This window comes from Vibrio pomeroyi, assembly GCA_041879425.1.
Lineage (GTDB): Bacteria > Pseudomonadota > Gammaproteobacteria > Enterobacterales > Vibrionaceae > Vibrio > Vibrio pomeroyi_A.
Genome location: CP090854.1, coordinates 427,590 through 441,676 on the forward strand (window position 1 = coordinate 427,590; position 14,087 = coordinate 441,676).

Annotated in this window: 9 protein-coding genes; 6 read left to right on the plus strand and 3 right to left on the minus strand. The window is 44.1% G+C overall.

The window, feature by feature from the left end:
- The first annotated feature begins 27 nt into the window (after window positions 1–27).
- From L0992_02010 to L0992_02025, 4 genes are all read left to right on the plus strand, one after another.
- On the plus strand, window positions 28–1,836 hold the full coding sequence (locus L0992_02010; GenBank protein ID XGB67509.1) for a long-chain fatty acid--CoA ligase: 1,809 nt from the start codon (window positions 28–30) through the stop codon (window positions 1,834–1,836).
- A gap of 460 nt (window positions 1,837–2,296) precedes the next feature.
- Window positions 2,297–4,036, plus strand: a complete 1,740-nt coding sequence (locus L0992_02015) for an acetolactate synthase 3 large subunit (GenBank protein ID XGB67510.1) — start codon at window positions 2,297–2,299, stop codon at window positions 4,034–4,036.
- 1 nt (window position 4,037) lies between these two features.
- Window positions 4,038–4,532 carry an acetolactate synthase small subunit gene (ilvN, locus tag L0992_02020; GenBank protein ID XGB67511.1) on the plus strand — a complete coding sequence of 165 codons (495 nt, stop codon included), beginning with the start codon at window positions 4,038–4,040 and terminating at the stop codon, window positions 4,530–4,532.
- 113 nt (window positions 4,533–4,645) lie between these two features.
- The gene (locus L0992_02025; GenBank protein XGB67512.1) at window positions 4,646–6,529 is read left to right on the plus strand and encodes a sensor domain-containing diguanylate cyclase; all 1,884 of its coding nucleotides are present in this window, start codon (window positions 4,646–4,648) and stop codon (window positions 6,527–6,529) included.
- 583 nt (window positions 6,530–7,112) lie between these two features.
- On the opposite strand, the gene L0992_02030 is transcribed toward L0992_02025, so the two are convergent.
- Window positions 7,113–7,736, minus strand: a complete 624-nt coding sequence (locus tag L0992_02030) for an FCD domain-containing protein (GenBank protein ID XGB68667.1) — start codon at window positions 7,734–7,736, stop codon at window positions 7,113–7,115.
- A gap of 223 nt (window positions 7,737–7,959) precedes the next feature.
- Entirely contained in the window at window positions 7,960–9,372 is a 1,413-nt protein-coding gene (gene pykF / locus L0992_02035; GenBank protein ID XGB67513.1) for a pyruvate kinase PykF, read from the minus strand.
- 429 nt (window positions 9,373–9,801) lie between these two features.
- On the opposite strand from pykF, the gene L0992_02040 reads away from it, so the two are divergent.
- Together L0992_02040 and glmS are read left to right on the plus strand one after the other, a co-directional pair.
- Window positions 9,802–10,572 carry a DeoR family transcriptional regulator gene (locus L0992_02040; protein XGB67514.1) on the plus strand — a complete coding sequence of 257 codons (771 nt, stop codon included), beginning with the start codon at window positions 9,802–9,804 and terminating at the stop codon, window positions 10,570–10,572.
- Window positions 10,573–10,678: 106 nt separating this feature from the next.
- On the plus strand, window positions 10,679–12,511 hold the full coding sequence (glmS, locus tag L0992_02045) for a glutamine--fructose-6-phosphate transaminase (isomerizing) (protein XGB67515.1): 1,833 nt from the start codon (window positions 10,679–10,681) through the stop codon (window positions 12,509–12,511).
- A 116-nt stretch (window positions 12,512–12,627) separates the two neighbouring features.
- Here the strand turns inward: glmS and L0992_02050 are convergent, their stop codons facing one another.
- Window positions 12,628–13,896 carry an O-acetylhomoserine aminocarboxypropyltransferase/cysteine synthase gene (locus tag L0992_02050; protein ID XGB67516.1) on the minus strand — a complete coding sequence of 423 codons (1,269 nt, stop codon included), beginning with the start codon at window positions 13,894–13,896 and terminating at the stop codon, window positions 12,628–12,630.
- Window positions 13,897–14,087: the final 191 nt, after the last annotated feature.

The following is a 14,087-nucleotide window of genomic DNA, read 5'->3' on the forward strand; positions in this document are numbered from 1 at the left end:
TTACAGGTGTAAGCCAAAGGTAAAGAGATGGCCAATTTAGATTTTCATATCGTAAAAAGACTTCGTGACCAAATTGCCCAAGGCGGCAACCGTACAGCTTTGAAGCATAAAGTAGACAATGTATGGCAAGGTATTAGCTGGGAGCAGTTTGGACAACAAATCGATACGCTTTCATTAGCACTATTGGCTCAGGGACTGAGAGTTCAAGATAAGATCGGTATCTATTCAAACAATATGCCTCAATGGACCGTGGCAGATTTTGCATCTTTACAAGCTCGCCTTGTGACTGTGCCGATTTATCCAACCAACACAGCAGCGCAGTCGTCTTACATCATCCAAAATGCGGATGTGAAGATCTTATTCGTTGGTGAGCAAGTTCAATTTGACGCGGCGGTGAGCCTATTTGAAGAGTGCGAACAGCTAGAAGTGGTTGTTGCGATGTCTGATGATATCGACCTTCAAGGCCATAGCTTCGCGGTATCTTGGGCTGATTTCATGGCACGCGGTGTTGAGGCTCAGCAAGCTGAACTTGATGCTCGTCTTGCAGATGCAAGCATGGACGACTTACTGACTCTTATCTATACCTCTGGTACTACTGGCCAGCCGAAAGGCGTAATGCTTGATTACACCAATATTGGCTATCAATTAGAAGGCCACGATGAGCGTCTAAGCTTAAGCAAAGACGATGTCTCATTATGTTTCTTACCTCTATCTCACGTATTTGAGCGAGCGTGGACCTTCTACGTTCTCTATAAAGGCGCAACCAACTGTTACCTACAAGATACTATGCAGGTGCGTGACGCGCTGAGCGACGTGAAGCCAACCGTAATGTGTGCGGTTCCACGTTTCTACGAGAAGATCTTCTCTGCAATTCACGAGAAGGTTTCGAAAGCGCCGTTTATCCGTAAGGTTCTATTTACTTGGGCGGTGAACATGGGAGCGAAACTCTCTGTTTGTCATCAAGAAGGTCGCACTCCCTCGCTAATGCTGAAGAAGAGCCATGCGCTAGCAGATAAGCTTGTTTTATCTAAGCTGAGAGCACTGTTAGGCGGCAACATCAACTTCATGCCATGTGGTGGCGCCAAGCTGGATGAAACCATCGGTCGCTTCTTCCATGCTATCGGTATTAACGTAAAACTTGGCTACGGCATGACAGAAACTACAGCAACGGTTTCGTGCTGGGATGACCGCTGCTTTAACCCTGATTCTATCGGCATGTCGATGCCTGGCGCAGAAGTTAAGATTGGTGCTCAGAACGAGATTCTTGTTCGAGGCCCAATGGTGATGCGCGGCTACTACAAGATGCCTGAAGAAACTGCGAAGACATTTGATGAGCATGGTTTCTTGAAAACCGGTGATGCGGGTCATTTTGATGAAAATGGTAACCTGTTCATTACTGACCGTATCAAAGAGCTGATGAAAACCTCTGGCGGTAAATACATTGCACCGCAAGTGGTGGAAGGCGCGATTGGTAAAGATCACTTTATCGAACAGATTGCGGTTATCGCTGACACACGTAAATTCGTTTCTGCACTGATTGTTCCTTGTTACGACTCGCTAGAAGAGTACGCAAAAGAACTGAACATCAAGTACCACGACCGTGTTGAGCTTATTAAGCACCACCAAATTGTTGAGATGCTAGAGAAGCGCGTGAATGACCTACAGCAAGAGCTAGCCAAGTTTGAGCAAGTGAAGAAGTTCAAGCTACTGCCAAAAGCGTTTTCTATGGATGATGGCGAACTGACGCCGACACAGAAACTGCGTCGTAAGGTTATCAACGATAAGTATCAAGACGAAATCGAAGAAATGTACACTGAAAAGTCTAAAGATAAGTAGTTTTCTACTGAGATAAATTTTCAGTTGTTTAAAAATCCCCCTACGAATGTGATTGCATTTTTAGGGGGATTTTTTGTAGCTAATGACCAAGTACAATGTGCGAAAGCGCACACAGATAAGCTCGTTATTTATCGATAATTAGCGATTCATTTAAATATTAAGTGCTTTTTTTTGCTCTCTTTCTAGTTTTAATATCTAGTTATCAATCTTGGTTTGGGTTTTATTTGATGCTTTAAGCTAATAGTTGGTTTTTTGGCATGATTGTCGGATAACAGGTGTTAGACCAGATGATAATAAAGCGTTAAAGTTGTTTCGTATTACTGTTTGTTGTTATCACGACAGACAGCCATAGCCGAAAAAGTGGAAGTATTTCGAATTAGGCTACGAATAAGCCCTAGACTATGAAAAACCAGCCCAACATGTTCACCAAATATGATTGGAAACTGGTGAGGAGAGCAATATGACAACAAAACCTGAAACAGCAATGTTATCCGGCGCTGAGATGGTGGTGCAGTCTCTAATTGAAGAGGGTGTAGAACAAATCTTTGGTTATCCAGGTGGTTCTGTACTTGATATCTACGATGCGCTGCATGCTAAAACTGCTGAAATTAAACACGTATTAGTACGACACGAACAAGCCGCTACCCATATGGCTGATGGCTATACTCGTTCTACCGGTAAACCGGGCGTAGTACTAGTGTGTTCTGGTCCCGGCGCAACCAATACTGTTACCGGTATTGCGACAGCGTACATGGACTCAATCCCAATGATTGTTATTTCTGGTAACGTACCAAATAACCTGATTGGTAACGACGCCTTCCAAGAGTGTGACATCGTCGGTGTATCTCGCCCGATCGTTAAACACAGCTTCCTAGTTAAGAAAGCGGAAGACATCCCTGAAGTCGTTAAAAAAGCCTTCTATATTTCAACGACAGGGCGTCCTGGTCCTGTGGTTATCGATCTACCGAAAGATATCCTAAACCCACAAATCAAGCTTCCTTATGAATACCCTGAGACGATCAAAATGCGTTCGTACAACCCAACGGTTACGGGTCATAAAGGTCAAATCAAGAAGGCACTAAAAGCACTTCTTGAAGCGAAGAAGCCAGTACTTTATGTCGGCGGTGGTGCGGTTATCTCTGAGGCAGACCAACAGCTCATTAAATTGGCTGAAGCACTGAATTTACCCGTTGTAAGCACCCTAATGGGTCTTGGTGCCTTCCCGGGCACTCACAAGAACTCTTTGGGTATGTTGGGCATGCACGGTTTGTATGAAGCCAATATGGCGATGCACAATGCCGACCTTATCTTTGGTGTTGGTGTACGTTTTGATGACCGTACTACTAATAATCTAGACAAGTACTGTCCGAATGCAAAGATTATGCACATTGATATCGATCCATCGTCGATCTCTAAGAACGTTAAAGTGGATCTACCGATTGTAGGTTCTGCAGAAAAAGTACTAGAGAGCATGGTGAACCTGCTGATTGAGCAAGGTGGCACTAACGATGCTGAAGCGATGGAAAGCTGGTGGAGTGAGATCAAACAGTGGCAAGAGCGTGATTGCTTAGCTTATGAGAAATCTTCTGAGCGCATTAAGCCGCAACAAGTTATTGAAACACTGCACAAAGTAACCAATGGCGACGCGTACGTTGCTTCGGATGTTGGTCAGCACCAGATGTTTGCTGCATTGTACTACCCATTCAACAAACCACGCCGTTGGATTAACTCAGGCGGTCTAGGCACCATGGGCTTTGGTCTACCTGCTGGTATGGGTGTTAAGTTTGCTAAGCCAGACGAAGAAGTGGTTGTTGTAACGGGCGACGGCAGTATTCAAATGAATATCCAAGAGCTGTCGACGGCACTGCAATACAATATCCCGGTTAAGATTATTAACCTGAACAACCGTTTCTTAGGAATGGTTAAACAGTGGCAAGACATTGTTTATCAAGGTCGTCACTCTAACTCATATATGGACTCTGTTCCTGATTTTGCTGCAATTGCGGAGGCTTATGGCCACGTAGGTATGCGCATTTCATCTCCGGATGAATTGGAATCAGGTTTGGAAAAAGCACTAGCGATGAAAGACCGTTTGGTATTTGTCGATATCAGTGTTGATGACACCGAGCACGTATACCCAATGCAGATCAAAGGCGAGGGTATGGATAACATGTGGCTAAGCAAAACGGAGAGAACATAATATGAGACACATTATTTCACTACTAATGGAAAACCAACCGGGTGCGCTTTCTCGTGTGGTTGGCTTGTTTTCTCAACGTGGCTATAACATCGAGTCGTTGAACGTATCTCCAACCGATGATCCGACACTCTCTCGTTTGAACGTGACAACTAACTCAAGCGAAATGCAGCTTGAGCAGATCCAGAAGCAGCTGCATAAGCTGATCGATGTACTTAAGGTACAAGAGGTCTCTGAGCTTGAGCACATTGAACGTGAACTTCTGATGGTAAAAGTACGTGCGAGCGGTTTTGCTCGTGCAGAAGTGAAGCGTACAGCGGATATTTTCCGTGGTCAGATCGTTGATGTGACAGCTTCTCAATATACGGTGCAAATGGCCGGTACGAGTGAGAAGCTTGATGCTTTCATTCAGGCTTTGTCTGAAGTAACGGAAGTACTTGAGGTAGCGCGAAGTGGCGTGGTTGGTATCGCTCGTGGTGAACGAGCGCTGAAAGCCTAGACAATAAGTCTTTATAAAATAGCTTTAAAGCCGCTTTTTTAAGCGGCTTTTATTTTGTTAATTTTTTAGAGTGCTATAATCCCGCGCTCGACTTCCATTCACCTGAGTTAGCAATGAGAACTAAAAAATCAATAATTACATTGCTGATTATCTCTATCACACTGTCTTCTGCTGTAGGGCTGTATTATTTACAACGCTATCAAGACGTTAAAACTCAGAGTTTTAATGAGTCGGCAAAACAAGCCCTTCATCAATTGGTCTACGCTGAACGAGACTACAACCTTCTAAAATCTCAATTAGTCTCTGTTATGGAGCTACTCAGCCATAGCCAAAGCTTAGTTAATTTCGCCTCTTCTCCATCAGACCAAACCAAAAACCTGCTTGAAGAAGTGTGGCAGTCTGTTCTAGTGAACCAAAAATGGTACACACAAATTCATCTACTTGATATCGCAGGTAAAGAGCTGGTGCGTGTGAACTATTCGTCTGCAACAGGCGAGGTGACGTTACCTCAGCACCTACAAGATAGATCAGAATCGAGTTACTACCAATTCGCGCAAGGCTTGGAACATGAAGAGATTGGCGGCTGGGGAATAGAGCTTGAAATCGAGCACGGCGAGTTAACCTATCCTTATAAACCTGTTCTGCGAGTCTTCACTCCCGTTGAAACACCAGAAAAGCGTGTCGGCTATCTTGTGATTAATTTGGATGTTTGGGGACTGTCTTCACGTCTTAATTTCTCTCCGGATTATGATTTTCGATCAGAGGTCGTCAATGAGTCGGGTTATTACATTGCGAGTAACAACAGCAGTAAGCTTTTTGGTGATTCCGTTCCAGAGAGAAAGAGCTTCAACTTAAAAAATATCGCACCCAAGACATGGGAAGCGATTTCTCGTGAACAAATGGGCACTGCATTTGAAGACGGTAACCTGTTCGCGTTTAACACCGTCAAGCTCGCGAATAATCAAAAGATGCACCTGTTGATCCACCTGAACGAGAAGCAGCTTCTTGATCGCGCTGAGCGTGATTTGAATGATCTTGCCCACGAAGAGATCATTGTTCTATTTACCGTTCTGATTTTCGCCTTTCCATTTGCTTATCTGGTTACGCACTATCGACGTCGTAGCTTAGAAAGTAAATTAGCACGTGCGGCATTGAACGGCATGTCGGCAGTGATGATCTCTGACAAGCAACATCGCGCCATGATGATCAATAACGAATTTGAAAACATGACGGGTTACAGTAAAAAGCAAGTCATCGGCCACAATGCCTTGCAGCTGTTGTTGGAAAATACTGAGCAGGCACTCTCTAGTGAATCTATCTGGCAGCACCTAGAGCAAGAGGAAGTGTGGGAGGGAGAGGTGCTGTGTAAGAACAAGCTTCGTATTCCTTTTACTGCCATCATGCGAGTCCATGCGGTCAAAAACAATTCGGGTAAAGTGAGCTATTACATTACTTCGTTGGTTGATATCTCGGTAAGGAAAGAGCTTGAAGTGCGCCTGCGTTTTCTGAGTGAGCGAGATGCTTTGAGTAACCTCTGGAACCGACGCAAGTTCGAAGAACAACTGGCTTACTATTCTCGTTTGGTTGAGCGTTATCCTAATGAAGCCACCACTTGTTTAGCCTTAGTCGATATCGATAACTTTAAGCGAATCAATGACGAGCTTGGCCACGATGAAGGCGATCGCGTGATTGCGCGCGTTGCTGGGCTCCTACAAGATAGCCTTCGCAGTACCGATTTTGTTGCTCGTGTTGGAGGAGAAGAGTTCGCATTGCTGATGCCACACACGTCTCTGCCGGAAGCGAAGCGCGTATTGGACCGATTGCGAATTGAGATAGAGTTAGCCGCTGGTACTAAGGTGACGGTGAGTGTTGGCTTTACGGATTTAACCAGTAACAGCACCCGTTCATACAAATGTGCTGATGTCGGGCTTTATGAATCAAAGTCCTCTGGTCGCAATACGGTCTCTATGTGTCCTAGCCATGCTGATGTTGCCTAGTTTTCTGCCTATTTAGTTTCTTTCTTCTGTCTGATTAGTCTCTTTAAACTGCTTTCTGATTGATTTTTCCTTCCCTTCTTTTTATTAGGAATCTCACTTTTGAGCGACCTATGTCACAAAATCTATACAGTTAGACTAAAGTCTAATGTTGGCGATAATTTGAGCTAAACTGAACAATAAGTAAACTACCTTGCTTCAAATTACATCGTGCTTAACGGTGTAATAAATAGAGTGTTTACCAGATGTAAAAGGATGACACCGTTAACTTAATTCAACTGATTAGCTAGCTTTTTCAATTAGTTGAAAGGCAGCAGTAGAATTAGGTTAGCTGGAGCAAGAGTTTGGGGATCATACAGTCTGGTTAAAAGAGGCGTGGTATGTTTGTCGATTTTTTAGTGAGGTTAACCATAGGCACATTAGCCATTCTTGGCTTTCAATTGAGTGCTTTGTATTTTTTACCTATGGTTGTGCTGCTCAATACTCATCACAAAGAGTTTTTTGGGTGGTAGTTCAGTTGTAATGCTGGAAACAAAAAACGGAGCCATTGGGCTCCGTTTTTATTTAGTTAGAAACTACTTTAGCGTTATGCCGCTTCGATAACTTCTTCAATTCGTTTCATTGAACCTAGCAGGTGTTGATCAAGTAGCTCAGTCGCTTGCTCTACATTTTTAGACAGTACTAGCTTCATGATCATTTCGTGCTCATCAATATTGAACAGATCATCAGACGCGCTTTCAGCAGACATCGCTAAGAAGCGGTAACGTTTTACTTGGTTGATAAGGTCATCAAAGAACTTAAACATGTTCTCTGAATCAGCGCCTTCAAGTAACGCAACGTGGAATTGTTGGTGACGCTCTTCCCACTCAACACAATCAAATTCTTCTGATACGTGCTGTACTCGTGACAGTTTATGGTAAGACGTAAGTACATCTAGTTCCCAGCTTTCATCACCCGCTGAAATCGCCTTTTTGAGTAGAACAGAAGAGACAACACGAAGGCTTTCGTATAGGTCATTCAGTTCTTTCTTTGATACAGGAGATACCCAGCAGCCTTTTTGTGGCTCAAGCTTTACGTATTTGCTCCAAGATAATTGTACCAAGGCTTCGCGAATTGGAGATGCGCCTACGTTGTATCGTGCTTTTAGATCAGCAACAACGAGTTTTTGGCCTGGGGTTAACTCACCATTAAGAATATCTTGGCGAATCATCTTTGATACTTTGTCAGTGAGCGTAGGACTAGACATTACAAACCTCATGTATATTGATTTCTAGTCTGCTAATCCGTCTCTTAGAAAGAGCCCTTTGGAAGTTAACAGTACGTAGTTCTATTGTGATTGATAATACAGCGTACTGAAAAGTTAGGCAAGATTTTGTTTCATAAAAAAAGAGGGCCGAAGCCCTCTTTTATATTTTATGCGAATCGGTTCATTCTTATAGAACGTGAACAGATGCCGTGTTTGTAGTACCAGAAGCTACTAGAGCACCAGAAACCATAACTACGATGTCGCCTTTGTTACCTAGGCCAGATTGTAGAGCGATTTCTTTACCGTTGATGTAGAACGCGTCTGTGTTCTCGATAGAGTCAACAAGAACTGGCTTAACACCTTTAGTAAGAACTAGCTGTGCAGCTGTCTTTTCGTTAGTTGTTAGAGCAAGGATGTTTGCAGTTGGGAAGTACTTACGTACTGAACGTGCAGACTTACCGCCTTCAGTTGCAACAACGATTAGAGGAGCAGCTAGCTTCTCTGCTGTGTCTACAGCGCCTTTACATACTGCTTCAGTGATGCGTAGACGTGGGCTGTCTAGACGAGAACCTAGTTCAGCTTTAAGAGCAGAATCAGTGCGGTTCGCGATTTGAGCCATGATAGTAACAGCTTCAACTGGGTACTTACCTTTAGCAGTTTCGCCAGAAAGCATTACTGCATCAGTACCATCCATGATTGCGTTCGCAACGTCACCCGCTTCTGCACGAGTTGGACGTGGGTTGCTGATCATAGAGTCAAGCATTTGAGTTGCTGTGATAACCATCTTACGTGCACGGTTACACTTCTCGATCATCATCTTCTGAGCGAAGATTACTTCTTCAGCTGGGATTTCAACACCTAGGTCACCACGAGCAACCATGATGCCGTCAGAAGCTTCAAGGATTGAATCGAAGTTATCTACACCTTCTTGGTTTTCAATCTTAGAAATGATGTGGATGTTCTCGCCGCCGTTAGCGTTTAGAAGCTCACGGATTTCTTTAACGTCTTCTTCTTTACGGATGAAAGAAGCAGCAACGAAATCTACGCCTTGCTCACAACCAAACTTAAGGTCAGCTTTGTCTTTCTCAGAAAGAGCAGGAAGTTGAACAGAAACGCCAGGAAGGTTAACACCTTTGTTTTCGCCTAGAGCACCGTTGTTAAGAACTTTACACTTAACTTCAGTTTCTGTTGTTGCGATAACTTCCATTTCGATTAGGCCGTCATCAACAAGGATAGTGTTACCTGCAGTTAGGTCTTTAGCGAAACCTAGGTAAGTTACTGCTACTACGTCTTTGTTACCAACAACTGTTGCGTCAGTTGTGAAAGTGAACTCTTGACCAGCTACTAGATCTACGTCGTTACCATCTTCAAGTTTGATAGTACGGATTTCTGGACCTTTAGTATCTAGAAGGATAGCAAGTTGCTCACCTTTGTTTTCCATTACTTTACGGAAGTTCGCGATACGAGTGCCGTGCTCTGCGAAATCACCGTGAGAGAAGTTAAGACGCATAACGTTCATGCCAGCATCTACTAGTTCAGTTAGCTTCTCTACAGATTCAGTTTTAGGGCCAATCGTACATACGATTTTGGTCTTTTTCATGGAAGGTACTCTCCGGTAAGTATTGTTACAATTTGAAATTTATTTAAGTTCTGAAGATTGGTCCGCTACATCAACATTTTGTGCCTGTTGTGTAAAAGCGCGGGACTTCCAATATGTCCTTCAGAGTTGTAAGTCTTTCATCAATTTTAGTCATTTTATGACCAAAAGATTTTGATTCAATATCGGTTTTCTGTGACTTACCCCACTATATAGGCGGTAAGTTGCAAAAAAATAACAGTCAGTTTTGTAATTTTTTTTCTTTTCGGGTGCGGATTCTACCACCTAATGACTTCAATATCACTGCTTAACAATTGTCTTAGGACAAGGTTTTATCGCTATTTATTAATTTTTTGGATCAAAATAAATGGACTAAATAGTTTCGTTGTAACTATAATATGTTTCATATCGAAACTTAAAGGTCTTTTCTAAATGTCGAAACGAAACACTCAGCTCAGAAGACATGCAATTTCTAACCTAGTGAACGAAAAAGGGGAGGTTAGTGTTGATGAATTATCCGCTAAGTTCGAAACCTCAGAGGTCACTATTAGAAAGGACTTGGCGTCTTTAGAGAAAAACGGTCAGCTTTTACGCCGTTATGGTGGTGCGATTTCGTTACCGAAAGAGGTTGTGAACGAAGAACTGGGTCAACAAGTTTCGACTCGAAAGCTTTCTTTGGCAAAAGCGGCTGCAGATTTAATTCGTGACCATAACCGTATTGTGATCGACAGCGGTAGCACGACAGGTGCCCTAATTCAGCAGCTAAACAGCAAGCGTGGTTTGGTGGTTATGACCAACTCATTGCATGTGGCGAATGCCCTTAATGAGCTTGAAAGTGAACCGACGCTACTCATGACCGGCGGTACTTGGGATACCCATTCGGATTCTTTCCAAGGCAAAGTTGCAGAGTCAGTTTTGCGTGCTTACGATTTTGACCAACTGTTTATCGGGGCTGATGGTATCGACCTCGACAGAGGCACAACCACATTCAATGAGTTGGTTGGCCTGAGTAAAGTTATGGCTGAAGTATCACGAGAAGTGATCGTGATGGTTGAGTCTGAAAAAGTGGGACGAAAGATCCCCAATTTAGAGCTGGCTTGGAACCACATCGATATTTTGATTACCGATACAGACTTGAGCAAAGAATCTCAAGCAAGTATCGAATCACATGACGTTCGAGTGATCTTAACGGATCCAGCTTAAAACTAATTTTAAATATTATGCATTAAACTTCCTATAATTGATCTTATTAAAGATATGGCCTTTGCTTGCTGCCAGTAGGAATAAACAAAATTGATGGAGTAAAACTATGTGTGGAATTGTTGGTGCAGTAGCACAACGTGATGTAGCCGAAATCTTAGTAGAAGGCCTTCGCCGCCTAGAATACCGTGGCTACGACTCTGCAGGTGTCGCTGTGGTGGATAGCGAATCTAACCTAACTCGTGTTCGCCGCTTAGGTAAAGTACAAGAGCTAGCAGACGCGGTAGAAGAGCAACAAGTGATTGGCGGTACAGGTATCGCTCATACTCGTTGGGCAACACATGGTGAGCCGTCTGAAGCAAACGCACACCCACACATGTCTGGTGATATCGCAGTTGTACACAACGGCATTATCGAAAACCACGAAGCACTGCGTGCTCTGCTGCAAGAGCGTGGTTACGTATTTACTTCACAAACGGATACAGAAGTTATCGCTCACTTAGTTGAGTGGGAACTTCGTACTTCTGATTCATTGGTTGAAGCTCTGCAAAAAACAGCGAAACAGTTAGACGGTGCGTACGGCACGGTTGTGGTTGATCGCAAAGATCCTAGCCGCATTGTTGTTGCTCGTTCTGGTAGCCCTATCGTTATCGGTTTTGGTGTGGGTGAGAACTTCCTAGCATCAGATCAACTTGCATTACTAAGTGTAACTCGTCGCTTCATGTATCTAGAAGAAGGTGACGTTGCTGAGGTTACTCGTCGTGATGTAACGGTATTTGACGTTGCAGGTGAGCGTGTAGAGCGTGAAATCGTTGAATCAAACGCAGAACACGATGCAGGTGACAAAGGTAAATACCGTCACTTCATGCAAAAAGAGATCTTTGAACAGCCAACTGCACTGATCAACACAATGGAAGGTCGTATCTCTGAAACTTCGGTTATCACTAACGCAATCGGTGTTAAAGCGGAAGAGATCTTAAGCAAGGTTGAACACGTGCAGATCATCGCATGTGGTACGTCTTATAACTCAGGTATGGCTGCTCGTTACTGGTTTGAATCTCTAGCGGGCGTAAGCTGTGATGTAGAGATCGCTTCTGAGTTCCGTTACCGTGACTTCGTTGTTCGCCCGAACAGCCTACTCGTCACTCTGTCTCAGTCTGGTGAAACGGCTGATACGCTTGCTGCACTTCGTCTTGCAAAAGAGAAAGGCTACATGTCAGCAATGACTATCTGTAACGTTGCGGGTTCTTCGCTGGTTCGTGAATCTGACTTTGCTTTCATGACTCGCGCAGGAACAGAGATCGGTGTCGCTTCTACTAAGGCTTTCACAACTCAACTAGCAGCAATGCTGATGATGGTTACTTCAATTGGTCGTCTACAAGGTCGTATCAATGAAGAGAAAGAAGCTGAAATCGTTAAGGCGCTGCATGAGCTACCAACGGCTATCGAGCAAGCTCTAGCATTCGATAAAGAGATCGAAGCGCTAGCACCTGACTTTGCTGATAAGCACCACACATTGTTCCTAGGTCGTGGCGAGTTCTACCCAATCGCAATGGAAGCGTCTCTGAAGCTGAAAGAGATCTCTTACATTCACGCAGAAGCATACGCAGCGGGTGAGCTTAAGCACGGTCCTCTAGCGCTTATCGATGCAGATATGCCAGTAGTGGTAATTGCACCAAGCAATGACCTACTAGAGAAGCTAAAATCAAACGTTGAAGAAGTACGTGCTCGTGGCGGTCTACTTTACGTATTCGCTGACCAAGACGCTGGCTTTGAAAGCGATGAGAACATGAAGATCATCAAGATGCCTCACGTAAGTGAAGTAACAGCACCTATCTACTACACAGTACCGATGCAACTGCTGTCTTACCATGTAGCGCTAATCAAAGGTACCGATGTTGACCAACCTCGTAACTTAGCGAAAGCGGTAACGGTTGAGTAATCGACAGCTTATCTAAGCAATAGATAATAAGAAGCCCATCCAGTGATGGGCTTTTTTGTACCTGTTACTTTTTTCATGCTACATGGTACTTTAATATCTCGGTGTCGTTACCTTGATTAAGCGTTAAGAGCTTGCTCTAGGTCAGCCAAGATATCTTCGATGTGCTCAATGCCTACTGATAGGCGAATCATCTCTGGTGATACACCTGCTTGTTTTTGTTCCGCTTCGCTTAATTGACGGTGCGTTGTAGAAGCAGGGTGACAAGCAAGAGACTTGGCGTCGCCAATGTTCACTAGGCGCTTGAAGATTTGTAGCGCGTCGTAGAAGCGAACACCTGCTTCATAACCATCCTTTAAACCAAAAGATAAAATAGCCGATGGCTTACCTTGCATGTATTTTTCAGCAAGCGGGTAGAATTCTGAGCTAGGCAAGCCTGCGTAGCTTACCCAACTGACTTTCTCATGTTGGCTGAGGTATTCTGCCACTTTCAATGCGTTCTCTGTGTGTCGCTCCATGCGTAGCGAAAGCGTCTCCAAACCTTGCATCAGCATGAAGGCATTCATTGGCGACAGTGCTGCACCTGTATTGCGTAGTGGAACCGTTCTAGCTCGACCGATAAACGCAGCCTCGCCAAAGGCTTCGGTATAAACCACACCATGATAAGAAGGCTCTGGTTGATTAAACACAGGGAAGCGATCTTTGTGTTCTGCCCATGGGAATTTACCTGAGTCGACAATCACGCCACCTAACGTTGTTCCATGACCACCCACGTACTTGGTGAGTGAGTGAACCACGATGTCAGCGCCAAACTCAATTGGTTTACACAGTACCGGTGTCGCGACTGTGTTATCGACAATTACAGGTACACCTTTTGCGTGAGCAAGTTCTGCGACACGCTCTAAGTCGATAATATTACCTGCTGGGTTACCAATACTTTCACAGTAAACCGCCTTGGTTTTTTCATCGATCAGCGCTGCTAAGCTTTCTGGTTTGTCGTCTTTAGCAAAGCGTACTTCAATCCCTTGGTTTGGCAGCATGTGAGCAAATAGGGTGTACGTGCCGCCGTAAAGTTGAGGTGTCGAGACGATGTTGTCACCGATCTGTGCCAAGGTTTGAATCGCGTAGTTAATCGCGGCACTGCCCGCACTTACCACTAAACCTGCAATACCACCTTCTAAGGCGGCCATGCGTTTTTCTAACACATCATTGGTCGGGTTCATTATGCGAGTATAGATATTACCGGGTACTGCAAGGTTAAAGAGGTCGGCGCCGTGTTGTGCATCATCGAATTCATACGCGACGGTTTGATAGATAGGTGTTGCTACCGATTTGGTCGTTGGATCGGTTTCGTAGCCGAAGTGAATCGAGAGCGTTTCGTCTTTCATGTGTCTTCCCTGAACAATTGAGTGATTTGTGTACATTCATATTGCCGATTTTTCTATAAAAGAAAAGTAAGCTTAGTCACAGAGAGGGCATTGGAATTGTGTGCGGGATGATTCGTTATCGTTAGGAAGTGCAGAACATGATTTGTACTGGTTCAGAAAAGCAAAAAGCCAGAGCAGCGTGAACTGTTCTG

Excerpts from the sequence above, each read along its gene's own strand:
- L0992_02010 (XGB67509.1), top strand. The coding sequence starts at position 28 with ATGGCCAATTTAGATTTTCATATCGTAAAAAGACTTCGTGACCAAATT.
- L0992_02015 (XGB67510.1), top strand. The coding sequence starts at position 2,297 with ATGACAACAAAACCTGAAACAGCAATGTTATCCGGCGCTGAGATGGTG.
- ilvN (XGB67511.1), top strand. The coding sequence starts at position 4,038 with ATGAGACACATTATTTCACTACTAATGGAAAACCAACCGGGTGCGCTT.
- L0992_02025 (XGB67512.1), top strand. The coding sequence starts at position 4,646 with ATGAGAACTAAAAAATCAATAATTACATTGCTGATTATCTCTATCACA.
- L0992_02030 (XGB68667.1), bottom strand. The coding sequence starts at position 7,736 with ATGATTCGCCAAGATATTCTTAATGGTGAGTTAACCCCAGGCCAAAAA.
- pykF (XGB67513.1), bottom strand. The coding sequence starts at position 9,372 with ATGAAAAAGACCAAAATCGTATGTACGATTGGCCCTAAAACTGAATCT.
- L0992_02040 (XGB67514.1), top strand. The coding sequence starts at position 9,802 with ATGTCGAAACGAAACACTCAGCTCAGAAGACATGCAATTTCTAACCTA.
- glmS (XGB67515.1), top strand. The coding sequence starts at position 10,679 with ATGTGTGGAATTGTTGGTGCAGTAGCACAACGTGATGTAGCCGAAATC.
- L0992_02050 (XGB67516.1), bottom strand. The coding sequence starts at position 13,896 with ATGAAAGACGAAACGCTCTCGATTCACTTCGGCTACGAAACCGATCCA.